Origin of the sequence: Streptomyces sp. NPDC005811 (genome assembly GCF_040630405.1) — a bacterium.
Classification (GTDB): Bacteria; Actinomycetota; Actinomycetes; order Streptomycetales; family Streptomycetaceae; genus Streptomyces.
Window position 1 is genome coordinate 41,627 of the sequence record NZ_JBEXXK010000065.1, and the last position, 23,496, is coordinate 65,122.

Annotated in this window: 20 protein-coding genes, 1 pseudogene and 1 riboswitch; of the genes and pseudogenes, 8 read left to right on the top strand and 13 right to left on the bottom strand. The window is 71.2% G+C overall.

Going from position 1 to position 23,496, the window contains the following annotated elements:
- Window positions 1–155: 155 nt before the first annotated feature.
- Both ABZ490_RS44295 and ABZ490_RS44300 read left to right on the top strand, forming a co-directional pair.
- Window positions 156–1,283 carry an NAD(P)/FAD-dependent oxidoreductase gene (locus ABZ490_RS44295; RefSeq protein ID WP_359003869.1) on the top strand — a complete coding sequence of 376 codons (1,128 nt, stop codon included), beginning with the start codon at window positions 156–158 and terminating at the stop codon, window positions 1,281–1,283.
- 5 nt (window positions 1,284–1,288) lie between these two features.
- Window positions 1,289–2,821, top strand: coding sequence for an FAD-dependent monooxygenase (locus tag ABZ490_RS44300; protein WP_359003916.1), 1,533 nt, complete (start codon window positions 1,289–1,291; stop codon window positions 2,819–2,821).
- Window positions 2,822–3,180: 359 nt separating this feature from the next.
- Here ABZ490_RS44300 and ABZ490_RS44305 read toward each other — a convergent pair whose 3' ends face one another.
- On the bottom strand, window positions 3,181–3,567 hold the full coding sequence (locus tag ABZ490_RS44305) for a VOC family protein (RefSeq protein WP_359003872.1): 387 nt from the start codon (window positions 3,565–3,567) through the stop codon (window positions 3,181–3,183).
- Window positions 3,568–3,589: 22 nt separating this feature from the next.
- The gene (locus ABZ490_RS44310) at window positions 3,590–4,081 is read right to left on the bottom strand and encodes a cupin domain-containing protein (RefSeq protein WP_359003875.1); all 492 of its coding nucleotides are present in this window, start codon (window positions 4,079–4,081) and stop codon (window positions 3,590–3,592) included.
- A gap of 110 nt (window positions 4,082–4,191) precedes the next feature.
- Between ABZ490_RS44310 and ABZ490_RS44315 the strand changes: the two genes are divergently transcribed.
- A complete protein-coding gene (locus ABZ490_RS44315; RefSeq protein WP_359003878.1) occupies window positions 4,192–4,698 on the top strand; it encodes a MarR family transcriptional regulator in 507 nt (168 codons plus the stop codon).
- A 48-nt stretch (window positions 4,699–4,746) separates the two neighbouring features.
- Here ABZ490_RS44315 and ABZ490_RS44320 read toward each other — a convergent pair whose 3' ends face one another.
- The 4 genes from ABZ490_RS44320 to ABZ490_RS44335 all read right to left on the bottom strand — a co-directional run bounded on the left by ABZ490_RS44320 (window position 4,747) and on the right by ABZ490_RS44335 (window position 9,793).
- The gene (locus tag ABZ490_RS44320; protein ID WP_359003880.1) at window positions 4,747–6,012 is read right to left on the bottom strand and encodes an acyl-CoA dehydrogenase family protein; all 1,266 of its coding nucleotides are present in this window, start codon (window positions 6,010–6,012) and stop codon (window positions 4,747–4,749) included.
- 42 nt (window positions 6,013–6,054) lie between these two features.
- Window positions 6,055–7,467 (bottom strand): NAD-dependent succinate-semialdehyde dehydrogenase, encoded by a 1,413-nt coding sequence (locus ABZ490_RS44325; protein WP_359003883.1) that lies wholly within the window; start codon window positions 7,465–7,467, stop codon window positions 6,055–6,057.
- 71 nt (window positions 7,468–7,538) lie between these two features.
- The gene (locus tag ABZ490_RS44330; RefSeq protein WP_359003886.1) at window positions 7,539–8,336 is read right to left on the bottom strand and encodes an MBL fold metallo-hydrolase; all 798 of its coding nucleotides are present in this window, start codon (window positions 8,334–8,336) and stop codon (window positions 7,539–7,541) included.
- Window positions 8,333–9,793, bottom strand: coding sequence for a cytosine permease (locus ABZ490_RS44335; protein ID WP_359003889.1), 1,461 nt, complete (start codon window positions 9,791–9,793; stop codon window positions 8,333–8,335). The genes ABZ490_RS44330 and ABZ490_RS44335 overlap by 4 nt, the downstream gene beginning before the upstream one ends.
- 161 nt (window positions 9,794–9,954) lie before the next feature.
- Between ABZ490_RS44335 and ABZ490_RS44340 the strand changes: the two genes are divergently transcribed.
- Window positions 9,955–10,632, top strand: a complete 678-nt coding sequence (locus ABZ490_RS44340; protein WP_359003892.1) for a TetR family transcriptional regulator — start codon at window positions 9,955–9,957, stop codon at window positions 10,630–10,632.
- Window positions 10,633–11,010: 378 nt separating this feature from the next.
- Here the strand turns inward: ABZ490_RS44340 and metE are convergent, their stop codons facing one another.
- Both metE and ABZ490_RS44350 read right to left on the bottom strand, forming a co-directional pair.
- Window positions 11,011–13,323, bottom strand: coding sequence for a 5-methyltetrahydropteroyltriglutamate--homocysteine S-methyltransferase (metE, locus tag ABZ490_RS44345; RefSeq protein WP_359003895.1), 2,313 nt, complete (start codon window positions 13,321–13,323; stop codon window positions 11,011–11,013).
- 148 nt (window positions 13,324–13,471) lie between these two features.
- Window positions 13,472–13,697, bottom strand: a riboswitch (cobalamin riboswitch).
- A gap of 47 nt (window positions 13,698–13,744) precedes the next feature.
- Complete coding sequence (locus tag ABZ490_RS44350; protein WP_359003919.1) at window positions 13,745–14,020, bottom strand: TetR family transcriptional regulator; 276 nt, start codon at window positions 14,018–14,020, stop codon at window positions 13,745–13,747.
- A 113-nt stretch (window positions 14,021–14,133) separates the two neighbouring features.
- Between ABZ490_RS44350 and ABZ490_RS44355 the strand changes: the two genes are divergently transcribed.
- Entirely contained in the window at window positions 14,134–14,361 is a 228-nt protein-coding gene (locus tag ABZ490_RS44355) for a hypothetical protein (RefSeq protein ID WP_359003898.1), read from the top strand.
- A 288-nt stretch (window positions 14,362–14,649) separates the two neighbouring features.
- Here ABZ490_RS44355 and ABZ490_RS44360 read toward each other — a convergent pair whose 3' ends face one another.
- Window positions 14,650–15,528 carry a helix-turn-helix transcriptional regulator gene (locus ABZ490_RS44360; RefSeq protein ID WP_359003901.1) on the bottom strand — a complete coding sequence of 293 codons (879 nt, stop codon included), beginning with the start codon at window positions 15,526–15,528 and terminating at the stop codon, window positions 14,650–14,652.
- Window positions 15,529–15,690: 162 nt separating this feature from the next.
- Between ABZ490_RS44360 and ABZ490_RS44365 the strand changes: the two genes are divergently transcribed.
- From ABZ490_RS44365 to ABZ490_RS44375, 3 genes are all read left to right on the top strand, one after another.
- A complete protein-coding gene (locus tag ABZ490_RS44365; protein WP_359003904.1) occupies window positions 15,691–17,088 on the top strand; it encodes an MFS transporter in 1,398 nt (465 codons plus the stop codon).
- Between the two features lie 403 nt (window positions 17,089–17,491).
- A complete protein-coding gene (locus ABZ490_RS44370; RefSeq protein ID WP_359003921.1) occupies window positions 17,492–18,508 on the top strand; it encodes a zinc-dependent alcohol dehydrogenase family protein in 1,017 nt (338 codons plus the stop codon).
- Window positions 18,509–18,748: 240 nt separating this feature from the next.
- The gene (locus ABZ490_RS44375) at window positions 18,749–19,606 is read left to right on the top strand and encodes a methyltransferase domain-containing protein (RefSeq protein WP_359003907.1); all 858 of its coding nucleotides are present in this window, start codon (window positions 18,749–18,751) and stop codon (window positions 19,604–19,606) included.
- Here ABZ490_RS44375 and ABZ490_RS44380 read toward each other — a convergent pair whose 3' ends face one another.
- From ABZ490_RS44380 to ABZ490_RS44395, 4 genes and pseudogenes are all read right to left on the bottom strand, one after another.
- On the bottom strand, window positions 19,607–20,275 hold the full coding sequence (locus ABZ490_RS44380; RefSeq protein WP_359003910.1) for a TMEM175 family protein: 669 nt from the start codon (window positions 20,273–20,275) through the stop codon (window positions 19,607–19,609). It lies immediately after the preceding gene.
- 363 nt (window positions 20,276–20,638) lie between these two features.
- Window positions 20,639–20,722 (bottom strand): annotated as a pseudogene (locus tag ABZ490_RS44385) (transcriptional regulator); the annotation flags it as partial.
- A gap of 121 nt (window positions 20,723–20,843) precedes the next feature.
- On the bottom strand, window positions 20,844–21,719 hold the full coding sequence (locus tag ABZ490_RS44390; RefSeq protein WP_359003912.1) for a hypothetical protein: 876 nt from the start codon (window positions 21,717–21,719) through the stop codon (window positions 20,844–20,846).
- A gap of 64 nt (window positions 21,720–21,783) precedes the next feature.
- Entirely contained in the window at window positions 21,784–23,376 is a 1,593-nt protein-coding gene (locus ABZ490_RS44395; protein WP_359003913.1) for a hypothetical protein, read from the bottom strand.
- Window positions 23,377–23,496: the final 120 nt, after the last annotated feature.

Below are 23,496 nucleotides of genomic sequence, written 5' to 3' on the forward strand. Positions count from 1 at the left end.
GAGCCGCCGTCGGCGCCGTGTGAGCCGCCGCCCATGCCGTGTGAGGCCCGTGTGAGCCCCGTGTCAGCGGCGCGCGCCAGTCTTCGAGTGCCTGCCGGTCCGCAGGCGGCCGGCCCGGAGGCACCGGGCGGTCCGACCCCTGGGGAGTCACCCTTATGCAAAGCCCTGTCACGATCATCGGCGCCGGACTCGGCGGGCTCGTCCTGGCCCGCGTCCTGCACCGCAACGGCATCCCGGCCAGGGTCTACGAGGCCGATCCCTCTCCGGCCGCGCGCAAGCAGGGCGGCATGCTCGACATCCACGACTACAACGGTCAACTCGCCCTTCAGGCGGCCGATCTGATGGACGAGTTCCGTGCCGTCGTCGTCGAGGGCCGTCAGACGATGCGGGTTCTGGACACGGACGGGACCGTCCTGATGGACAAGGCCGACGACGGCGGTGGCCGCCCCGAGGTGATGCGCGGTGACCTGCGGCGGTTGCTGCTCGACTCGCTCCCGGCCGGCACCGTCCGATGGGACCACAGGGCCGTCGGCGTCCGTGGGCTCGGCGACGGACGCCACGAGGTGACGTTCGCCTGCGGGTGCACGGTGGTCACGAGCCTGCTGGTCGGTGCGGACGGCGCGTGGTCACGGGTCCGGCCGCTGCTGAGCGACGCCACCCCCGAGTACGCGGGCTCCTCGTTCGTCGAGACGTACCTGTTCGAGGCGGACACCAGGCACCCGGCCGCCGCGAAGGCGGTCGGCGGCGGATCGATGATCGCGCCCTCCCCGGGCAAGGAGATCTTCGCCCACCGGGAGAGCGGCGCCACCCTGCACACCTACGTACAGCTCACCAGGGAGCGCGACTGGTTCGCCGCGATCGACTTCACCGACCCCGCCGCGGCCACCACACGGATCGCGGAGGAGTTCGACGGCTGGGCGCCGGAACTCACCGCGCTGATCACCGACGCCGACACCCCGCCGGTCCTGCGCCCCCACTACGCCCTGCCGACCGGGCTCCGGTGGGACAGGGTGCCGGGGGTGACACTGCTCGGCGACGCCGCCCACCTCGCGGCCCCGAACGGCGAGGGCGCCAACCTCGCCCTGCTCGACGGCGCCGAACTCGGCAAGGCCCTCGCCGCACACCCCGACGACGTCGAGGCCGCCCTCGGCGCGTACGAGGAGGCCATGTTCCTCCGTCCCACCGAGGAGGTCATGTTCGAAGGGGCCGAGGTCCGGGGGATCGACTCCGAGGACAACACCGCTCGGGGTCTGCTCGACATGATCGAGGAGCAGGGCCGGTGAGCCGCGTGTACGACGTCGTGATCGTCGGCGCGGGCCCGGTCGGGATGTTCCTCGCCTGCGAGCTCGGCCTGGCGGGCTGCTCGGTCCTGGTGCTGGAGCGGGAGCCGACGCTCCGCTCCCCGGGGAAGGCGGACCCGCTCGGGATGCGGGGGCTGTCCGCCGCGTCGGTCGCGGCGTTCCACCGCCGCGGCCTGCTGCGCCCGCTGCTGGCGGCCTCGGACATCGACGACGCCCCCGGTGCGGACTCCGACACGGACGAGCCACCGCGTCCCCGGAGCGCGGGCCACTTCGCCGGCATGATGCTCGACCCGGCCCACGTCGACGTCACCGCCCTGCCGTTCCGGCTGCCCGGCCCGGCGTCCGAGGGCGTGATGACGCACCTCGAAGCGGTCGAGACGGTGCTGTCCGAGCGGGCGGCGAAGCTCGGTGTGGAGGTCCGACGCGGCGTCACGGTCTCGGAGGTCACGCAGGACGACGAGCGCGTGGTCGTTCGGGGTGGCGAGCACAGCTGCACGGGCCGCTGGCTGGTCGGCTGCGACGGCGGACGCAGCACGGTGCGCCGGCTCGCGGGCTTCGACTTCGTCGGCAGCGAGCCGCAGTTCACCGGCTACGTCATGCTCGCCACCGTCACCGACCCCGACAAGCTGCGCCCGGGCTTCCATCTCACGCCGACGGGCATGTACCTCCGGATGCCCGCGAAGGACTACATCGGCGTGCTGGACTGCGACGGCGGCGCGTACGACCGCTCACAGCGACCGACCCGCGACCATCTCCAGACGGTTCTGCGCCGGGTGTCCGGCACCGACGTGACACTGACCGACGTCCGGCACGTCTCGACCTTCACCGACCGGGCGATGCAGACGACGACCTACCGCAGGGGACGGGTCCTGCTCGCGGGAGACGCCGCGCACATCCACTCCCCGCTCGGAGCGCAGGGACTCAACCTCGGCATCGGCGACGCGATGAACCTGGGATGGAAACTCGCGTCGACGGCACGCGGTCACGCTCCGGCCGGACTCCTGGACACCTACACCCGCGAGCGCCGTCCCGTCGGCGCGGCGGCGCTCGACTGGACGCGCGCGCAGACCGCGGCCATGAAGCCGGACGCGCACGGCCAGGCGGTCCAGCAAGTGATCCGTGACCTGATCGGAACGCGGGACGGGACGACGTACGTGTACACGCGGACATCGGGGTCGTCGAACCGCTACGACCTGGGCGGCGAGCACCCGCTCGTCGGACGCGACGCGCCGGACCTCCGTCTGGAGGACGGCACCCGCCTCGCGGATCTGATGCGGGACGGCCGGGGCGTCGTACTCGATCTCGACCCCGACCGACCCCTGCACGCTCCGGCCACGCGCCGGGAGAACCGGATCCGGTACGCGGCCGGGCCCGCGCGCAACGATCTCGGGCTGCGTGCCGTGCTGGTCCGGCCCGACGGCACGGTCGCCTGGGCGACCGCCGACGACCCTGACCCGACGCAGTTCGAACAGACGGCGGACCGTTGGTTCGGTCCCCCGGACAGCGGGGAGCACTCGTGATCGTCATTCCCAGGCGGGGGAGCGGGGGACTGCGCCCCTCGGACCGGGCCGTCCGGACGCGATGTCGGCCGGGCGCTCTCCAGGCAGGAGCACGCGACTGGTGACGACCGCCCGCTCGCACCCCTCGCCGCGTCCGGCGCCGCACGCCCGCACCTACGACGCGCATCTCCTCGCCGCCGACGGCTCGTTCGCCGGACTCGCCGCGACGACCGGACCGGAGTACTGGACCGGAGGACCGGACCGGAGGACCGGATCGCGGACGGCGCACACCCCGCACAACCACCCGCCCGCCCATGACCAGCGCCCCGCGCGTGGTGCGGCGGCGCCGCTGGTCGTCCCTCGGTCTGAAGGCGTGTGCGTCAGTCCGTCACGTCCTCTGGGTACCAGCGCAGTTCGACGGTGTTGCCGTCGGGATCCTTGACGTAGACGGACTGGGCCTCCCCTCGGGCGCCCCACCGGGGGACGGGCCCCTCGACGACGTCGAACGTGCCGTCGTTGATGGCGGCCTGCCAGTCGAGCGGGTCCACGACGAGACAGATGTGGTCGACGTTGGACTCGCCGCGCGGGCGGGAGAACAGGTCGATGACCGTGCCCTCGTCTATACGGACGGAGGGGAACGGCACTGTGCCGGCCCGCCACTCCTCGACCCGCTCGGGCACGAGGCCGAGGAGCCCGGTGTAGAAGTCCAGCGCCTGGTCGACGTCGGTCACGTTGAGGACCAGGTGGTCGAAGGCTTTGACACGCATGAGGGTTCCTCCCAAGGTTGCGTCAATCCAGCATGTCGGTGAAGTAGTTGTCGTGCTTCATCCGGAAGGTCTTCAGTTCCTCGCGGCTGCGCTCCGCGTATTCCGCGGCCTTCTCGAAGTACTCCTCCCGAGGTGCGCCCGGCGAGAAGATCATCAACAGCGACACGGGGGCGTCGCTGTCGTTCCGGAAGGCGTGCAGCCCGCCGGCGGGGACGTGGAGGAAGTCGCCCTCGCAGCCGGTGACCCAGCGTTCGCCGTCCGAGAAGCGGACCTCGCCGGACAGGACGTAGAAGGACTCGGAGATGGTCCGGTGGAAGTGCTCCTCGGCCCCGATGGTCCTCGGACCCATGTCGACCTTGTACAGGCCGAACTCGCCACGGGTGGTCTCCCGGTCGGCGACGTAGCTGATGGCGGCGGAGCCGACGAAGCCGGTGTCGGGCTCCGGAGGGGCGGGCCGGAACAGCGCGGTGACCTTGCCTCTTTCGCCGAGGTAGCGGGGTTCGGGATAAGACATCGCCCGGTTCCTCTCAAGGTTGATTATCTTAACGTTGATAGAAAACCTCGTTTGCTAGGTCAATGTCAAACCTCTTAAGGTTGAGATACCTCACGTGGAAGGAGGGCGGCATGGCCGACGCGGTGGACCGGATCACCGAGCAGTGGCGTGATCAGAGGCCCGACCTGGCGGAAGCTCTGGGCGTCATGGAGCTGTTCGGGCGCGTCCAGCGGATGCAGCGCGTCGTCGACCGGCACTACAAGAAGCTGACCGACGACTACGGCGTGAACATGGGCGAGTGCGACATCCTGTTCACGCTGCGCCGCTCAGGGCCGCCCTTCACGCTCACCGCGGGCGCCTTCCTCCGCGCGTCCATGGTGACCTCCGGCGCCATCACCAACCGTATCGACCGTATGGAGGCCAAGGGCCTGGTCGAGCGTGTGCGTGACGGTGAGGACCGGCGGACGGTGAAGATCCGCCTCACTCCGCGTGGCAAGGACCTGGCCGACGACATGATCGGGGCACATCTGCGGGACTACGAGGACATCGTGTCGGTCCTGACCTCCGCGGAGCGTGAGCAGATGGTCGAGAGCCTCCGCAAGGTTCTGGAGGCCCGGGGCGACATCGCATTCGACTGACCGGGACGACGGAGCCGGACGCCGGACCTCGGGGTGCCGGCGTTCCGCTCACCGTCGGGAGTGCGAGGGGAGCCGGTTCTCGGCCGCCGCCCGGGAGTCGTAGTCGCCGGCAGCGAGCACCTGGCCGATCGCGCGGCGGCGTATCCCCATGTTGCCGCCGTCGTAGAGGGGCAGGGCCAGGGCGTCCTGCAGCATCCGGGCGAAGGGGCGCTCGTCGGCGTAGCTCTCCACGCCGACCAGTCGCATCGCGTCGTAGACGACCTGCACCGCCAGCTCGGAGCAGTGGACCTTGGCCATGTTCGACAGTTCCATGTCGGCGCCCTGGGTCTCGTCCAGCCGGTGGGCGGCCTTCCAGACCAGGTAGCGTGCGGCCTCCAGCCGCATCTTGATGTCGGCGAGCATGTAGGCCACGTTCTGGTGCTCGATGACGGGTACGGCGCCGCGTCGGCGCTCGGTCACGGCGAACGCGCGTGCCGCGTCGAACGCCTGCTGCATCACGCACACCGCCTCCGCCCCGACAGTGACTCCCGACCAGGCGAAGGTCCGGGTGAGGAGGTCGATCCCGTCCCCCGGGCGCCCGATCATGTTCTCGACGGGTACCCGGACCTCGTCGAACACCACGCGCGGCGACAGACAGGCACGGTGCCCCATCGTGTCCAGGGACGGACCGTAGGAGATGCCCGGGGAGTCACCGGGGACCACGATCACCGAGAGTGTCCGATCGGACGGTCCGTCCCCCACGCGGCAGGCGACGGAGAAGAACTCCGGGCCCTCGCCCTCCCAGCCGTAGCCGTTGGTGGTGAACGCCTTGCGTCCGCTGATCACCCACTCGTCGCCGTCCCGGCGCGCGGTCGTGGTGAAGCCGGCGGACGGCTCCGGAGCGTCGAAGTTGGCGCTGCCGCCGTCCTCGCTGAAGGCCAGCGCGGCCATCGGGGTGCCGTCATCGGCGAGGAAGGGAGCGAGGAAGCGACGGCGCTGTTCCGGGCTGCCGCCGATCAGCACCGGGTAGAAGCCCAGGCCGGAGGAGAACAGACCGCAGGACACGCTCATGTCCCCGTGCGAGATCTCCTCTCCCACGATCACGAGGTCGAGGACGGACCGGAAGGTGCCTCCGAGGTCGGCGGGGATCATGGCCTTGAGGTAGCCCGCTCGCACCATCTCCCGGTAGATCGGCCGGGTCGCCAGCAGGCGTTCCTCCGGGGTCGGGATCCCGGCGATGAGGCGTTCCACCCCGGCGAGATGCTTCTCGGCGAACTCACGTGCGGCGGCGCGTTCGGCGAGTTGGTCCTGGGTGAGGGTGAAGTCGACGGCCATGGTCCTTTTTCTCCATTCGGTCAGGGGCGGTTTCGCGGTGGGTCAGGTGGCGCGGGCGGGGGGAACGGCGGGGGCGCCGGCGGTGCGGATCACCTTCACGTTGACGAACTCGTCGATGCCGAGCGGGCCCAGCTCGCGGCCGAAGCCGGAGTCCTTGGTGCCGCCGAAGGGAAGTTCGGGGCCTTCGAGCCCGACACCGTTGACGAAGACCATTCCGGCGTCGATCCGGTCGGCCGCGCGCCCGGCCTGGTCGGGATCGTCGGTGAAGACGTACGAGCCGAGCCCGAACGGCGTGTCGTTGGCCAGGGCCAGGGCGTGTTCCTCGTCCCGGGCCCGGTAGACGAGGGCGACCGGTCCGAAGAACTCCTCGTGGTGGGCGCGGTGGTGCGGGGTGATGTCCGTCAGCACGGTCGGCGGTACGAAGCCGCCCTCGCGCGGGCCGCCGAGGTGCAGGGTGGCGCCGTCCTGCACGGCGGCGGCGATCTGCTCCTCCAGGCGGTGGGCCGCGGCTAGCGAGGCCAGCGGGCCGAGTCGTGTCGCGTCCCGGCGGGGGTCGCCGGGGGTGACGGCGGCCATGGCGGTCGTCAGCCCGGTCAGGAACTCCTCGTACAGGTGGTCCAGGACGATGAACCGCTTGGCGGCGTTGCAGGACTGCCCGTTGTTCTCCAGACGGGCCTCGACGCCCGCGCGGACGACCGGGGCCAGGTCGCCGACGTCCAGCACGAGGAAGGGGTCCGAGCCCCCCAGTTCCAGGACGACCTTCTTCAGGTGGCGCCCCGCGATCTCGGCCACGGCCGAACCGCCTCGGCTCGACCCCGTGAAGGACACTCCGCGCACCCCGGGGTGCGCGATCAGCGACTCGACCTGGTCGTGGCCCGCGAAGGCGGTCGCGTAGGTGCGGGCAGGGAGGCCGGCCTCGAGGAAGAGCGCCTCCACGGCCGCCGCGCTGTCGGGGCACTGTGGAGCCGGTTTCAGCAGCAGGGAGTTGCCGGCGGCCAGGTTGGGCGCCGCGAACCGGGCGATCTGGTAGTAGGGGAAGTTCCACGGCATCACGCCGAGCAGGGTGCCGACCGGACTCCTGCGCAGCAGGGCCCGTCCGCCGCCGGAGAGCACGGGGATCTCCCGGTCGGCCAGCAGGGCGGGGGCGTGCTCGGCGTAGTAGTCGTAGATGTCGGCGCACAGGTCGACCTCGCCGAGTGCCTGGGTCACCGGCTTGCCGACCTCCGTCACGATGAGACCGGCCAGGAGGTCGCGCCGGTCGCGGTAGAGCCCGGCGACGCGCCGCAGGACCTCGCATCTGCGGGCCAGGGGTGTCGCGGCCCAGGTGCGGTGGGAGGCGGTGACGGCGTTCAGGAGTGCCTCGAGTTCCGTGCCCGTGAGGCAGGCTCGTGTCGTGCCCGTCTCGCCCGTGGCCGGGTTCACGGTCCGGAAAGCGGCTGGCGCTGCGGTGGTCATGGAAGTGGTCTGCCTTTCTGGCGGAGGGCCGGCCGGCGGCCGCGCGGAGGTCAGGAGGTCCGGCGCGGAGGTCACGAGGTCCGGCTTCGCGCGGTGCGGGAGCCGACGTACGCGCGGATCAGCTCGAGAAGCCGCGGTCGGCCGAACGGTTCGCCGTGCCCCGGGTGGACGACCGTCACGGGCAGGTCGGCGAGCCGGTTCAGCGAGTCGACGTAGTCCGGCACGTTCGCGCCGTCGATCGCGTCGAGGAGCTCCTCGCCCTCCTGGAGGTCGTAGACCACGTCTCCGGAGAACAGTGCGCCCGTCTCCGGCTCGAACAGCGCGACGCTTCCCGGGCTGTGGCCGGGGAGGTGGAGGACGGTCAGCCTGCGGTCGCCGAGATCGATGACGTCTCCGTCCGCGAGGGGCAACCACCGTTTCGGCGGGCGCAGTTCGTACGCGTCAGGGTCGAACCCCGGTGCGGGCGCGGCGTCCACCATGAACTCCGGGAAATCCGCCGCGTACGCCACCCGCAGCCCGAGCGCGTCCACGAGGCGCCCGCCGTGCAGCGTGCCGGGTGCCGGCGTGTGGGGTGCCTCGGCCGGGTGGGCGTGGCAATGGTCGAACTCGTGGGCGCCGCCCATGTGGTCCAGATGGGCATGGGTCACCACGAGCGCCGGATCGCGGTCGAAGAGCTGTGGCACGTCCTGCCGGAGGGAGTGCACCCCGAGCCCCGCGTCGACCACGAGGTCACGACGGCTGCCGCGCAGGTGCCATATGTTCGCGCGGAGAAACGGGTGCACATGCGGTTCCGTGACCACGGTGAGGTCGTCGTCGACCCGGGTGACCTGGAACCAGCGGTCGGCCACGGGGTGTCGGGGAGCGATCACAGGTTTCCCTTGCGGTGGTTGCCCAGCAGCAGGCTGCCGCCGGTGTGGAGGAGAGCGGCGACGGCCGGGCCGACGAGCGCGGAGAGGTCTCCGCCGCCGATCGCGGAGGCCACCGGGCCGACGAAGACCGTCGTGTTCACGCAGAGCAGCGCCGCCGTGGTCCCGCCGGCCAGGGCCAGGACGCCGGACCAGTTGACGCCGTTGCGGAACCAGAACGGGCCGGACGGGGAGGAGTCGTGCAGGGCGGGGCCGTCGTAACGGTTGCGGCGCAGCAGGATGTCGGTGCCGTAGATCGCGAGGAACGGCCCGAGGAGGGCTACGGAGAGGGCGAGCACGTTGCTCATCGAGGTGAGGAAGCTGCTGGAGGCGAGCGCGGCCACGCACAGGGCACCGCCGAGCAGCGCGTCCGCGAGCACCGACCGGGCCCGGCTGATCCGCACACCCATCGCCTGGAGGGCCAGCCCCGACGAGTAGACGGTCAGGACGTTGTTGGTGATCGAGCCGACGACGAGGACGAGGAGGAAGACGGCGTAGAACCAGGAGGGCAGGATGGCCCTCATGTTGGACTGCGGGTCGGACATGTCGATCGCGGAACCGGCCAGGATCCCGATGCTCCCCAGGGCCATGGCCGGGACCCAGCCGCCGAACGCGGTCCATCCGGCCACCGCGCGCTGCGAGGCGGTCCGCGGCAGGTAGCGGGCGTAGTCGGCGCTGCCGGGCCAGCCCAGGGGCAGCGCGGCCACCGCGGTGAAACCGATCAGCAGCGCGGCCCACAGCTTGCCGCCGGAGAGCGCGTGGAAGCCGGCCGGGTGCAGGGTCGCGTGCCGGACGACGAAGAATCCCAGGACGACCGTGCTGGTGCCCAGCAGTACGGAGAACCACACGCTCAGGCGGACGATCGTCGCGTGCCCGTACACGCCCATCGCGAACGTGACCATGCCGATGAGCACGGTCACGGCCACCTTCACGGGGAGCGACGTCCCCGCGCCGACGAAGGACGCCAGCGAGAACCCCGCGTCCGCGCCGATCGCCAGGTTGAGTCCCTCGTAGGCGATGCAGAGGACCCACACCGCGCCCGCTCCGAGGACGCGGTTGCCGCGGACGCCGTACATCGCGCGGGTGACGACGGAACTCGGTGAGCCCGTACTCGGCCCGCTGACGGCCACGAGGCCGACGAGTGCCCAGAAGAGGTGGCCTGCGGTCAGCACCGCGAAGGACTGCCAGATCGACAGTCCGAGGACCGGGAGCAGTCCGCCCACCAGGATGTAGAAGTACGCGAGGTTCGACGACAGCCATACGGCGAACAGCTCGCGCGGGCGGCCATGACGGTCCGCCGGGCCGATGTACTCGACACCGGCGCTCTCGATCCTGCCGAACCGGTCGACGGCTTCCTCGGGCGATGCGGGTCCGGGTTCTGCGGGGCCGGGTTCTGCGGCGAGGTAGGAGGCGTCAGACATGAAGGTCACCCTGCCTTGTGTTGGGCGAATGCCCAATAGTTCTGTTGGGCAGGGAGCCAACAACAGAGTCGTCGTCCTGTCAATGGCTCCGGCGAGACGTCTTGGAACAAGCATGATCGTGGTGGTGACGTGTTGGCTGTTCGACCAATAGAGTGCTTCGGGTGACCCGGATACACTGGCCGACCGAAGAGAAGGGCGGGGATCGCGTGGGGACCAGAGGGCGGAGGCTGAGCCCGCAGGAGCGGCGCCAGGAGATGCTCGACGCCGCCTTGGACCTGGCGGACGAGGTGGGGCTCGACCGGCTGACGTCGCGGGACATCGGAGCCGCCGTCGGTGTGGCGCCGGGGCTGGTCCATCACTACTTCGCCTCCATGGACGAACTGATCGTGGAGGCGTTCGCCCAGTTCACCGGGGCCGAACACGACGAGCTGCGCTCGATCATCGAGTCGCTTCCCGCCCTTCCGGGCCTGTGCGGACTGGTGGCACGCCAGCTCGACGCGCCGCTGCGCTACGCACGTGTCTGGATGAGCGCCTGGGTGGCGGCCCCGCGCCGTCCCGAGCTGGCGAAGGAAGTCGACCGGCGGATGGTGGAGGGCCTGGACCTGCTGACGGGCCTGCTCGCCCGCGGACGTGACGAGGGCGTCTTCCGGCTGACCGACCCCCGCGCGAGTGCCTTCCGGATTCTCGTGCTGCTCGACGGGGTCCTCGTCCAGATCTCCATGCGTGCCGAGAAGTCCTACGGCGATGTGACCAGGCTCGTCTGGGAAACGGTCGAACGTGAGGTCGGACTGCCCGCCGGAACGCTGAGCGGCCCCGGCGGCCCGGCGTCGGCCTCCTGACGGGCACGCGCCACCGAGGCCGTGCCGTGCCGCGTCGTCGACGTCGTACGACCCGAGCCCCCCAGCGGGGTCCGCGCGGGGTCCGTACGGGGTCGGCCAGGCCGGCCAGGCCGTCGGCGCGCGGGGCGGCGGAGTCGCATGCCTTCCCGCTGCCCGCTTCCCGCTGCCCGCTTCCCGCGCCTCCTCGCTTCCCGTGTCGGCGGCACCGAGCAGGCGGCACCGAGCAGGCGGCGACACCCGTGAGCATCGCCGCCCTGGCGGTACGCCGTCCTCGTCCGGCGTACCGCGAAAAGGGGCCGGCCGAACCGGGGAAAGGACGGTCCGCCGCCCGCGTCAGTCCGTGTCCGCCGGGGACCGGGCCGTCGCCGACCGCCCGCGTCAGTCCGTGGACAGCTCCCGGCGTACCTCCCGCGCGGCTGCGACCAGGTGCTCCAGCGAGTCGCGGACCTCGGGCCAGCCGCGGGTCTTCAGCCCGCAGTCGGGGTTGACCCACAGGCGTTCGGCGGGAATGGCTCTGAGGCCGGTGCGCAGCAGGTCGGCGGCCTCCTTCGTGCTCGGTACGCGCGGGGAGTGGATGTCGTACACGCCCGGCCCGGCCTCCCGTGGATAGCCGTGTGCCGCCAGTTCCCGGGCGACCTGCATGTGCGAGCGTGCCGCTTCCAGGCTGATGACGTCGGCGTCGAGGTCGTCGATCGCCTGGACGATGTCGCCGAACTCGGCGTAGCACATGTGGGTGTGGATCTGTGTGTCCGGCCGTACGCCGGAGGTGGTCAGGCGGAACGCCTCCGTCGCCCAGGCCAGGTGGTCCGGGCGGTCGGCGGCCCGCAGCGGCAGGGTCTCGCGCAGTGCGGGTTCGTCGACCTGGATGACCGAAGTCCCGGCCGTCTCCAGGTCGTTCACCTCGTCACGCAGGGCGAGGGCGACCTGGCGGGCGGTCTCGCCCAGGGGCTGGTCGTCGCGGACGAAGGACCAGGCGAGCATGGTGACCGGCCCGGTGAGCATGCCCTTGACCGGGCGGTCGGTGAGGGACTGGGCGTACGACGTCCAGCGCACCGTCATCGGCTCGGGGCGCGAGATGTCGCCGACGAGCACCGGCGGGCGTACACAGCGGGTGCCGTAGGACTGGACCCAGCCGTGCTGCGTGGCGAGATAGCCGGTGAGCTGCTCGGCGAAGTACTGGACCATGTCGTTGCGTTCGGCCTCGCCGTGCACGAGGACGTCGATGCCCGACTTCTCCTGGAAGGCGATCACCTCCTGGATCTCGGCCCTGACGCGCTCCTCGTATCCGGCCGTGTCGATCCGGCCCGCGCGCAGTTCGGCGCGGGCGGTGCGCAGTTCGCCGGTCTGCGGGAAGGAGCCGATGGTCGTGGTGGGCAGCAACGGCAGCCTCAGGTGCGCGCGTTGGGCGGCGGTGCGCTGGCGGTAGGGGTGGGAGCGGCGGGCGTCGAACGCCGTGACGGCCGCCGTACGCGCCCGGACGGCAGGGTCGTGGGTGATCGGCGAAGCCGCCCGGGAGGCCAGGACCGCGCGGTTGGCGGCCAGTTCGGCGGCGATCGTGTCGGTGCCCCGGGCGAGGCCCTTGGCGAGGGTGACGATCTCGGCGGTCTTCTGCCGGGCGAAGGACAGCCAGCGCAGGATCTGCGGCTCGATGTCCCGCTCGGCGGCCGTGTCCAGCGGGACATGCAGGAGGGAGCAGGAGGCGGCGACGTCGACGCGGTCGGCCAGCCCGAGCAGGGTGCCCAGGGTGGCCAGGGACGCGGACAGGTCGTCGACCCAGATGTTGCGGCCGTTGACGACCCCGGCGACCAGGCGCTTGCCGGGCAGGCCGCCCACGGCGGCCAGGGCATCCAGGTCCGCGACGGCGGCCCCGGTGAAATCGAGGGCGAGCCCCTCCACCGGGGCCTTCGCCAGGACCGGCAACGCCTCGCCGAGCCGGTCGAAATAGGAGGCGACCAGCAGCCGGGGCCGGTCGGTGAGGACGCCCAGATCACGGTAGGCGCGGGCGGTGGCGTCCAGCTCGGCCCGGGTGCGGTCCTGGACCAGGGCGGGCTCGTCGAGCTGCACCCACTCGGCGCCGGCCGCCCGCAGGTCGGCGAGCACCTCGCCGTACACCGGGAGCAGCCGGTCCAGGAGGGTGAGCGGGTCGAAGCCGGCCGGGGCGCCCGGAGCGGGCTTGGCGAGCAGCAGGTAGGTGACCGGGCCGACGAGGACGGGCCGGGCGGTCAGCCCGAGCGCCAGGGCTTCCCCGAGTTCACCGACCTGCTTCGTCGAGTCGGCCGCGAACACCGTGTCCGGGCCCAGTTCCGGCACGAGGTAGTGGTAGTTGCTGTCGAACCACTTCGTCATCTCCAGCGGCACGGTGTCCTGGGTGCCGCGGGCCATGGCGAAGTACCCGTCGAGGGGATGGGCCTCGACGGCCGCGCGGTGCCGTGCGGGGATCGCGCCGACCATCACGCTGGTGTCGAGGACGTGGTCGTAGTACGAGAAGTCGCCGGTCGGGACTTCATGGACGCCGGCGTCGGCCAGCTCACGCCAGTTGGCGCGGCGGATGCCGGCGGCCGTCTCGGCGAGGGCGCCGGCGCTGACGCGGCCCTTCCAGTAGCCCTCGATCGCCTTCTTCAGTTCCCGGTTCGGTCCCTGCCGGGGGTAACCGTGGACCGTGGCCCGTACGGCCGCGGACTTGGCTGTCACGAAACTCTCCTTCGCGAGCTCTGGACGAGAGCGACCCAGGTGGAGCGCGGACGCGAAGGGACGACAGACCGGACGAGTCACGACTCGCGTGCCCGCCCGCTGTGTACGCCGACCCGCCCACGAGGTCACCGGGATCTCCGCGCACGGCGGTCCGCGCACGGGCAGTGGCAGGTCTTCGGACTCACGGGCACGCCTCGTTCTGTCACGAGGCACCTACTGGCCGTCGCTTCCCAGGTCCGTTGCGTCCGGACCCAGTGCGTATGACGGCGGTCGTTCCCGCTCACCGCTGCGGGGCAGTCCCGGATTCCCACCGGGTTCCCTCTTGCGACGCGCCTGCCTGGCGGGCAGGGCGAACCAGCTGCAGGGCCAGCGTACACACAGGACCGCTGCCGCGAGCGGCCGTTGACCGTCCGGCCGCGCGTCAGGGCCTGCGGCCGGGCAGCGGGCGACCGAGCCGGACCATGGACCGGTACAGGCTGGTGGGCGTCGGGGTGTCCGCCAGTGGGAGAAGCCGTCCCAGGGGTCGGGGTCGGGGTCGGCGAGGGCCTCGGTGACGGCGGCGGCGGCGTAGGCGTCCATGCGGTCCGCGAAAGGCGGCGGTGATGGCGGTGATGGCGGTGATGAGCTCCTCGCGGGTGGCGAACCTGCGGGAGAGGGCGGCCTTGCCGACGCCGGCCTCGCGGGCGACGGAGGCCATGGACACGCCGAGCCCGTCGGTGGCCTAGAGGCGGCGGGCCGCGTCGAGGACGAGATCGCGGTTGCGCTCGGCGTCGGCGCGCCCCTTCCCCTCCTCACGGAAGAGATCTGATCGTGCCCACTCTCGCCAGCGTCGGCGCCGGCCCCGGTATGGGTCTGGCCATCGCCCGCACGCCCGAGAAGCTGGACGACCTCGTCGCCCTGCTCGGCGAGGAAGGCGTCACGGCCGCCGCTTTCCCCGCGGACGTACTGGACCGCCCCTCCCTGACCGCCGCCCTGGACGCGGCCCGTGCCCGCTTCGGCTCGATCGACGTGCGGGCGGCGCGCTGCGCAACCGGGTGATCAACCTGCACAACGAGCCTGCCGACAGCGGCGTCCTCGCGGCGCACGTGACGATCAGGCACGTGGATCGGACAGGGCGGCCCCGGGGAAATCCCGTGGGCCACGCCCGAGCAGATCGCACCCCTGTACTGGGACTTGCACGAGCGCCGCGACCGGAGCGAAGCCGTCTCATCGGGTGGGAAGCACCGCGGTGACGCGCCCCCCGGCCGTCGCGTACAGCGCCGATTGCCTGGCCCCGGAGAAGCTGCGGCCGACCGGGGGAGCAACGCACCGGCGCGGGAACCGCGTTCAGGCCGATGTCGGCTCCTCGGCGGCGGCCGAGCCGTGCTCGCGAAGCCGACGGAACGCGTCGGCGTGGGGTGCGGCCGAGGCCAGGGTGTAGGTGACGATCGTCAAGCCCGGATCCGCGGGGATTTCGAGGGCGTCGTAGTCGAGGTCGAGATCGCCGACGGCGGCGTGGTGGAAGCACTGTCGTCCACTGCGGTAGTACTCGACGTCGTGTGCGTCCCAGCGCAGGGCGAACTCGGGGCTGTGGGCGACGAGTTCGTCGACGAGGTCGGCGAGGTCGGTGTTGCCGGGGGCGCGGGCGGCTTCGGTGCGCAGACTGCCGACGGCGTCGTGGGCGATGCGCTCCCAGTCGCGGTAGAAGCGGCGGGCGCGCGGGTCGCAGAAGACGAAGCGGGCCAGGTTGGGCGGTTGCCCGGTGGTGTCGAGCGCGTCCGTGTACAGGGTTCGGGCGAGCCGATTGGTGGCCAGCACGTCGAGATGGGCGTTGCGCACGAAGGCGGCGGCGCCGGTCATGGCGTCGAGGATCTGCTGGAGGCTGTCGCGGACGTACGAGGTCCCGCCGTCCCGGTCGGAGGCTCGGCGCGGGGCATGGGCCGCGCGGACGAGGGCGGTCAGGTGGGCGCGTTCGACATCGTCGAGCTGGAGCGCGGCGGCGAGGCTGTCGAGGATCTCCTCGGAGACGCCGCCCACATGGCCGCGCTCCAGGCGGGTGTAGTACTCGACGCTGATCGAGGCGAGCTGGGCGACCTCCGAGCGCCGCAGTCCGCTGACCTGACGCCGCCCGCCGAAGTCGGGCAGACCGGCCCGCTGCGGGGTGAGGCGGGCACGGCGGCTGGTGAGGAAATGGCGGATGTCCTCGCGGACGGTGTCGGACGGCACGTCCTCAGCCTAGGACACAGCCGTGGAAGGAGGGTCCCTGCCCGTACCCCTCCGGGCAGGGACTCCCAGGTCAGACCGGGTGCGTGGTGCTGTGGACAGGCGCCGGGCCCCTGCGGTCGGCGCGGCTTCTCCCTCCCCACCCCGGAAGGACCCCTGACCGTCATGCCCCTCACGGCTTCGCCGCACCGGTCGTCGGAGGCGGGCGCGCCAGAGACGCGTCGGCACGCCACCGCAACCCTGGCCGCTGCCGTCCTCGGCTTCTTCGTGATCACGCTGGACGCGACGATCGTGAACGTCGCTCTGCCCCCGATCCGTGACGCGCTGGGCGGCGGGATCACCGGCCTGGAATGGGTCGTCGATGCCTACACCCTGATGTTCGCCGCGCTGCTGCTGTCCGCAGGGTCCCTCTCGGACCGGATCGGAGCACGCCGGGCCTTCGCGGGCGGCCTGACCCTGTTCGTCATCGCCTCGGTGGCCTGCGGGCTCGCCCCTTCGCTGCCGGTCCTCATCGCCGCCCGCGTCGTGCAGGGCGTCGGCGCGGCCGTCACCATGCCGACCTCGATGGCGCTGGTGCGCCAGGCGTTCCCCGACCCCGCCCGCCGGGCACGCGCGGTGGGCGTATGGGCGATGGGCGGCGCCGTGGCCGCCGCCGCGGGCCCCGTGCTCGGCGGCCTGCTCAGCCTGGTCTCCTGGCGGATGATCTTCTGGTTCAACCTGCCGGTCGGCATCGTCACCCTGCTCCTGCTGCGGCGCACCGAGCACTCACCGACCCGGCCCGCCCCCTTCGACCGGATCGGCCAGATCACCGCCATCCTCGCCATGGGCTCCCTCACGTTCGGGGCGATCGAGGCGGGCGAGGCCGGGTTCACCGCGCCGCAGGTCCTCATCGCTCTCGGCATCGCGCTTGCCGCGCCGGCCGCGTTCGTCATCGCGCAGGCCAGGGTGACGCACCCGATGGTGCCCCTCACCCTGTTCCGCTCCCCGACCATGGTCGTCGCCACCGGCATCGGGTTCGCGTTCATGGTCGGTTTCTACGGACTGCCGTTCCTGTTCTCCCTGTACTTCCAGCAGCAGCACGGCCTGTCCGCCCTGGGCGCCGGAATCGCGTTCCTGCCGATGATGCTGCTCAGCGCCTTCCTCACGCCGTTGTCCGCGCGGATCGCCGAGCGCATCGGCCCCCGTGTGCCGGTCATCGCCGGGCTGACCCTGCTGGCGGCCGGATCGATCACCCTCGCCCTGGTACCCGCCTCGGCACCGGTGTGGGCGAGCGCGCTCCTGCTGATCCCGGTCGGCATGGCCGGCCCGCTGGTCATGCCCCCCACCACGGCTCTGCTCCTGGAGCACGTACCCGCCGAGCAGACCGGCACCGCCGGCGGTGTGTTCAACACCAGCCGCCAGATCGGCGGTGCCCTGGCCGTGGCCGTCTTCGGCGCACTGATCTCCGCCCCGTCCGGTTTCCAGCACGGACTGCGTGTCAGCCTCACCCTCACGGCCGTCATCGCCCTCCTGGAAGCCCTCGCCGCCCTGCGTCTGGGCCGGGGCGGAGGCCGAGCGGCGTGAGGACCGCACCGAACAGAAGTATGCGCGTCACCACTTGGGCCCGCGCCAGGGACGAGGGCGTCAGCGAAGCGGAGCTGATCGATGCCATCAGCCACCTCGCCTCCTCCACCGGCAGGCCCGGAGCCCGAGCCCTGCAAGGAGCGAGCTCATGGAGCTGTTCAAGCGGCCCGCCTCCCGCAAGCTGCCGGAGGCGAACTCCACCGGCGACGCCTGGTCCGATGTCATCCACCGCGGCGAGGAGCCGTCGAAGGCGCGGGCGAACGCGGCGCACTTCGCGCCCGGCGCCCGCACCGCCCCCGAGGGGTTCGACCACGTCACCGACACCGAGTACGCCGCCCCGCGCACCCACGATCTCCGATCCTCCCCTCCACACCACCCAGGACATCAGCAAGGAGCACCCGCCATGCGTGGAGCCATCCTCTACGGCCCCGGCGACGTCCGCGTCGAGGAACGCGACACCCCGAGAATCCTCGAGCCCACCGACGCCGTGATCCGCACCCTCGCCACCTGTGTGTGCGGTTCCGACCTGTGGGACTACCGTGGCGTCAACCCCGCCAAGGACCCCACCCCGATCGGGCACGAATACGCCGGGATCGTCGAGGAGGTCGGCGCCGAGGTCACCGCGGTGCGGCCGGGGAAGTTCGTCGTCGGCTCCTTCTTCGCCGGCGACGGCACCTGCCCCCACTGCCGCAATGGATACCCCAGCAACTGCCTTCATCGGGAGTTCGTCGGCGGCTGCCAGGCCGAGCACGTCCGCGTCCCGTGGGCGGACGGCACCCTCGTCGCCACCCCCGGCCTGCCCACCGACGCGCAGGTGCCCGACCTGCTGGCCTGCTCCGACGTGATGGGCACCGGCTGGTGGGCCGCCGTCGCCGCCGGTGTGCAGCGGGGCGACACCGTCGCCGTCGTCGGTGATGGGGCCGTCGGCCTCTGCGCCGTCCTGGCCGCCCGTGAACTCGGCGCCGAACGCATCATCGCCATGTCCCGCCACGAGAGCCGCCGGCAACTGGCCCGCGCGTTCGGTGCCACCGACATCGTCAGCGAACGCGGTGCCGAGGGCGCGGCCCGGATCCAGGAGATGACCGGTGGGATCGGCGCCGACCGCGTCCTCGAATGCGTCGGCACCGAGCAGTCCACCGAGCAGGCCCTGAAGTCCACCCGCCCCGGCGGCGGCGTCGGCATCGCAGGGGTCCCGCACGGCGTTCAGATCGACGGCGCCGCCCTGTTCTACTCCCACGTTGCCGTGCAGGGCGGCCCCGCCCCGGTGCGCCGCTTCCTGCCCGACCTCATCGACCGCGTCATGACCGGACGGATCGACCCCGGCCGCGTCTTCGACCTCACCCTGCCCCTCGACCAGGCCGCCGAGGGTTACCGGGCCATGGACGAACGCCGCGCCATCAAGACCCTCCTGCACCCCTGAGCGTTTCCGGCCACAAAATGACGAACTTCTCACCTGATCGAGCCCATGCCGGCGGACCTGGGGCGGCTCGCGGCGCGCCTCGGCCGGGTCCGGGGCCGGGCGTGGAGGATCGGTGCGGTGGCGGCCCGCCCGCCGGGCGGGCCGCCCGCAACTGTCCCCCCTGCGAAGAGGTCCGGTCATGCGACGGTTCGAGGAACCGCTGTCGGAGTACGTCGGACTCGGGATCCCGGAGGCGGCGAGGTGACCGCCGCTTCCCCCGGCGACGGGCGGAGCGGCGAGGGCCGCTACGGAGAGGGCCGCTACGGAGAGGCCGTCTTCCGCCCCGGGCAGGCCGGAGAGGGCGAGCGCATCGACTTCGGGGCCCTGGCCTACGACGACATCACCCTGGCGCGACTACGGGCGCTCGGGGCCGGACCGGGCTGGCGCTGTCTCGACGTCGGGGCCGGTACGGGCACGGTCGCCCGCCGTCTGCTGGCCCAGGCCCGGGTGACGAGCGTGCTCGCCGTGGACCGGGACGTACGGTTCCTCGTCGCGCGGCCCCTTCCCGGTCTCGATGTGCTGGAGGCGGACATCACAGCCGACGCGACCTCGGCTCGCCTCGCCCCCGGCCGTTTCCGGCTCGTCCACGCCCGCTTCGTACTGATGCACCTGCCCGAACGGGAGCGCCTGATCCCGGCGCTGGCCGAACTGGTCGAACCCGGCGGGGTGTTGGTGCTCAGCGACGCCGTCGACCTCACCAGTGACCGTACGACGCCCGACACGCCGTACGCCGAGGTGATGCGGGCGATGTGGCGGGGGCTGCGGGACACGATCGGCACCGATGTCTCCTGGGTGCCGTCGTATCCGCACCTGCTCAGAGAGGCCGGGCTCCGCTCCGTGGGCGCCGAGATCCATGTGCCGCCGCTGCTGCCAGGCAGCCCCATCAGCCGCTTCTGGGCGGACACCTGGGAACGCGGCAGAACGGCGATGCTGGCCACCGGCCTGGTCGACGACGCGGCCGTCGACCGGGCCGTCCGCTACCTGGACTCCGACGACTGCGCCGCGCTGTCGGCCGGCATGCTCACCGCCTGGGGCCGCAAGCCACCGGCAGCCCGATGATCAGGCTCTGACGTCGGCGCCGCGCCGCGCCACGAGGCGAAGGGCCGCGCGTACGACCGGGAGAGCCAGCCAGCTCAGTGACGCCCAGTGCGTGACCAGCGCAACGGGTATCGACAGGCAGAAGGTGACGACCATCGCGGTCATCCAGGTGAGCGTCGAGTCGATCACCTCGGACGAGGCCGTCGCCCGCAGCAGCCCGGCTCGGCGCAGGCCCCTGAACGTCAGCAGCAGGAACAGACCGGCCAGGGCCTGGTCGGCCGCGTACAGGATGAACTGGACCTGGAACGCGTCGGCCTCGCTGGTCAGCAGCTTGGTGGTGAACGGCATCAGCACGATCATCAACAGCCACAGCAGATTGCCCTGGATGACTCCGCCGACCAGTCCGCGCGCGTACCGGAACAGGCGCTGGTGCGCGAGCCAGTGCACGGCGACGACCGTGAAGCTGATCAGGAACGCGACGTACTCGGCGAGGTGCTCGCGCAGGAAGTGCAGGACGCCGGAGTTGCCGTGGACGCCTTCCTCCGGTACCGGCAACTCCAGTGCGAGCAGCGTGATGGCGATGGCGATGACAGCGTCGGAGAAATAGATCAACCGCTCCGGGCCGATCAGCTCGGCCCCGCCGGACTCCTCGTCCGCCGCGCCGGGGCGCTGTCCCACAATCTCAGCCATCCGCTGGTTCCTCCGATGCCGTCGCACGACAGAAAAATCGCCGCGCCCCGCGACGCGGCACGGCTGCGGCGGGGAACGGCAGAGCGAGTGTTCCAGTCCGGGACACCTTCACGGACGGCCGTTGACCAACTCTTGAAGCCTCAATCGTCCAGTCACCGGCGGCGGACAGCTGGAGGGCGCGTGCCAAGGAGGCCACCATCTGCACGGAGGGTGTCGTGGCCCGCCCCTGTTCCAGGCGCACGAGGTGCTGACGCGCGGAGCGCGTGATGATCAGGTGGACCGGCGATGGTGGTGAGCCGGAGTCGCCGTCGGTCAGGACGGCGCAGTCGAAGGTGACTGGGCCCACCGCCGGGTGGTCGATCGTACGTAGTCGACCGACACCCCCGCCAGGTCGGCCAGTTGTTCGCGCCGCAGCCCGGCCGCCCGGCGACCGCGGGCCACCGGCAGCCCGGCGGCCGACGAGCGTCAGGGCGCAGGGTTGGCGCTGCGGTTTGGCGTAACCGGTGTCGGAGGGTGAGCCGGGGACCGCCCGCAGAGGCCCGGGCCCCGGCCTTGCCGAAGGAGTGATTCAGGGAGCGGGGCAGTTGATCACCGTGTCCAGTGGTGCTGACACGCAGTACTGATCTCCTGTGGCGGTGACCGTCCCGGGGACCGTGAACACGGCGATCCGCGAGGGGGGAACAGTGACGGTGCCGATCTGGCGCACCAACTTGAAAGTGTGGGCTTGACTCGTCCTCCGGTAGAGCCCGACTGGAACCTCCTCGCCCTGCTGGAATCCGAAAATGACCAGCCGGTGTCTCTGGCCGTGGATCCAGTCCTCTCCCGGTGGGTTGGGCACGGTGACTTCTTGTCGGTACGAGGCGCTTGTTCCCGCCTGGACAGCGCTAGTGGTGACGGCGCCGGCCTTGACGATGGCGTCGCGGGCGGAAGACGGGGGTACGAAGCTCCACTCGATGCTTTCCAGAAGTCCCGAGCCCACGTCGAACACCTGCAGTCGGCGCCCGTTGAAGAGTGTCTCCGGAGGTTCGAACCGGCTCACGGAGAGCTCGCCAGAGGTCGGCGTCACCGTTGTGACGTAGCTGCGGTTACCGGCGGTGAGAGTCACCGTGACAGGCTGGTCGTTCGCGAAGCCGTGCAGACAAAGTGCGGCAGAAAAAGCGAGCGGAACGTTCTTGGGGCCGTTCATGCCGCTCAGCCACACCGCTGGCGAGGTGCCGAACCGCGATGGCAGCTCCGGGAGGTCGGAGACACAGTCGGGGCCCCGGCCGCCGCCGCCCGGGTGCGCCACGAGCTGCCCGGCCAGCACTTTCTTGCGCTTCTTCTTGCTGGGACGCGCGCCGATGGCCTGGTCCGTGACGGGGCTCGCGGGCCGGGTCCGGGTCGCTGTGTCCGCCGTCTGATTGGTTCCCCTGCCGTCCGAGCCGCATGCCGCGGCGGCGGCCATGCACAGGAGTGCGAGCCAGCAGGCCAGTTGTGGATGTCTCATCGCGTAGCGTTACCTCCTCGGTTCACCCGCTGCTTCCTGCCCCGCACGTTGCGTGGGCCTCGGACAGCTGATGTTCGTAGTCCGTCCGGTATGTTTCGTAGCGCTCCTTGGGAGCGGTACCGGCGCGGATGGCACTGTTGAGCTGGCGCAGGGACTCTTGATGTGCGGTGGCGGCGGTGGCGAAATCGCACTGCGCGAGCGCAAAGCCGGCCAGCTCCGCTTCCCAGAGGGCGCGCAAGGCGAAGCGCGCTTCCAGCGCGAGTGCTTGCCTGAGGTAGGAGATGGCTGCGTCGTACCGCTCGTACATCACCTCGTGCTGGGCCGCTACGGACGCGGCGAGCGCCACGAGCTCCTTGACGCCCTCCGTGCGCCGGGCTTCACGCACCCGGCGCAGGGCACGGTCGATCGTTCCGTCGTCAGTGACGAGTTCAGCGCTCACGCGGCAGAACTCCACCTGGGCCAGATCGAACGATGCTTTGAGACGGCCCAACGATGTGAAGGCGGGATCGTCTGCCAGGCGTCGGAAGGCTGCGGCTGCCTCCGCGAGCTCTGCTGCTCGGACGGTGCCCGGGGCGCAACTGGGATGCTGCCCCAATGCCTGCAGATAGGTGTTGTAGGCCAGACTGATCTGTGCACGCAGCCTGATCGGGGAGGAGTCTGCGATAGCCAGGTACTCGGCGCGGGCGGCATCGAGTTCAGAGCGGCGGACGTTCTCCGGATCCGTTACGGCGACGTCCTCCAAGGTATGGCCTCGGAACAGATGGACGAGGTCGGGGGTGACGAATCCGGTTCCGCTCTCGGACGTCGGGCTGCCGCCGCCCGGCAACAGCCGTGCGAGTGCCCGGTCGGCCTGCACCGCGTTGCCCTGCCGCCAGGCGTCCAGCGCGGAGGTGAAGTCCGCCAGACCCCGGGCACGTTGTACGAGTTCGGACACCATGGCTCTGCGGCTGTAGGCGGACTGCCACCCGGCATCCATGGGGAGTGGTCCGCCGATGTACCACCCGGCGAGTTCCGGCGCGTCCACCACCTGATCCGGGCGCACGTAGACGGCCGGTCGCACCAGAGTCTGCCCGGCGTCACCAGAGGTGACGATTCCACCGAGCAGGATTGCCGCATTGGACTGGTCGATGAATTTCTTCGTCCGTGTATCGAGGCCATGATGGTCGTGGTGCAGGAGTTCGGTGAGCGGCAGGGAGTACTCGGCCGCGTAGTCGCGCACGGTGGTGTCCTGCAGGACCTTGCTCAGTTCATGGGCGAAGGTCGCCGAGACGTCGTCCAGTACTCGCTGGTCCTGCCCGGGACCATTGCCTTTGAAGCCGACCACGGCCACATCCCTGGGGCCGGTGAGCCGGTGCAGCGGGGGAGGCGGTGCCTGGAAGCTGAGCAGGAGGACGACGGCGCCGATGAAGATCCCTACGATTCCCGTGGCGAAGGCAACGCGTTTCCAACGGGGGACTCCGACGAGCCTGTCCCGCAGCAGCTGGCTGACCGACCCGAGAAAGCCGCTCACCCCGACCAGCACACCAACGAACGTCGCCGCCCGCCCCGGGCGCGCGCCGAGTGCGCTCGCCAGTGCGAGCGACGCCGCCAGGGACAGACTGATACCGGCAACCACTACCCATGTACGTGAGACACGAGAGCTAGTGACCTGGTTTTGAGTTCTGGGCTCGCCCCATGAGTCGTGTTCTGTTTCAGATCTTGTGCTCTGCCTGACGGAGCCGGCATCGTTCCGGTG

Coding starts and splice junctions, on each gene's coding strand:
- ABZ490_RS44390 (WP_359003912.1), bottom strand. CDS start 21,719: ATGGCCGCCGCCGCGGCATGCGGCTCGGACGGCAGGGGAACCAATCAG.
- ABZ490_RS44310 (WP_359003875.1), bottom strand. CDS start 4,081: ATGTCTTATCCCGAACCCCGCTACCTCGGCGAAAGAGGCAAGGTCACC.
- ABZ490_RS44295 (WP_359003869.1), top strand. CDS start 156: ATGCAAAGCCCTGTCACGATCATCGGCGCCGGACTCGGCGGGCTCGTC.
- ABZ490_RS44365 (WP_359003904.1), top strand. CDS start 15,691: ATGCCCCTCACGGCTTCGCCGCACCGGTCGTCGGAGGCGGGCGCGCCA.
- ABZ490_RS44320 (WP_359003880.1), bottom strand. CDS start 6,012: ATGGCCGTCGACTTCACCCTCACCCAGGACCAACTCGCCGAACGCGCC.
- ABZ490_RS44370 (WP_359003921.1), top strand. CDS start 17,492: ATGCGTGGAGCCATCCTCTACGGCCCCGGCGACGTCCGCGTCGAGGAA.
- ABZ490_RS44315 (WP_359003878.1), top strand. CDS start 4,192: ATGGCCGACGCGGTGGACCGGATCACCGAGCAGTGGCGTGATCAGAGG.
- ABZ490_RS44380 (WP_359003910.1), bottom strand. CDS start 20,275: ATGGCTGAGATTGTGGGACAGCGCCCCGGCGCGGCGGACGAGGAGTCC.
- ABZ490_RS44325 (WP_359003883.1), bottom strand. CDS start 7,467: ATGACCACCGCAGCGCCAGCCGCTTTCCGGACCGTGAACCCGGCCACG.
- ABZ490_RS44335 (WP_359003889.1), bottom strand. CDS start 9,793: ATGTCTGACGCCTCCTACCTCGCCGCAGAACCCGGCCCCGCAGAACCC.
- ABZ490_RS44305 (WP_359003872.1), bottom strand. CDS start 3,567: ATGCGTGTCAAAGCCTTCGACCACCTGGTCCTCAACGTGACCGACGTC.
- ABZ490_RS44350 (WP_359003919.1), bottom strand. CDS start 14,020: ATGGCCTCCGTCGCCCGCGAGGCCGGCGTCGGCAAGGCCGCCCTCTCC.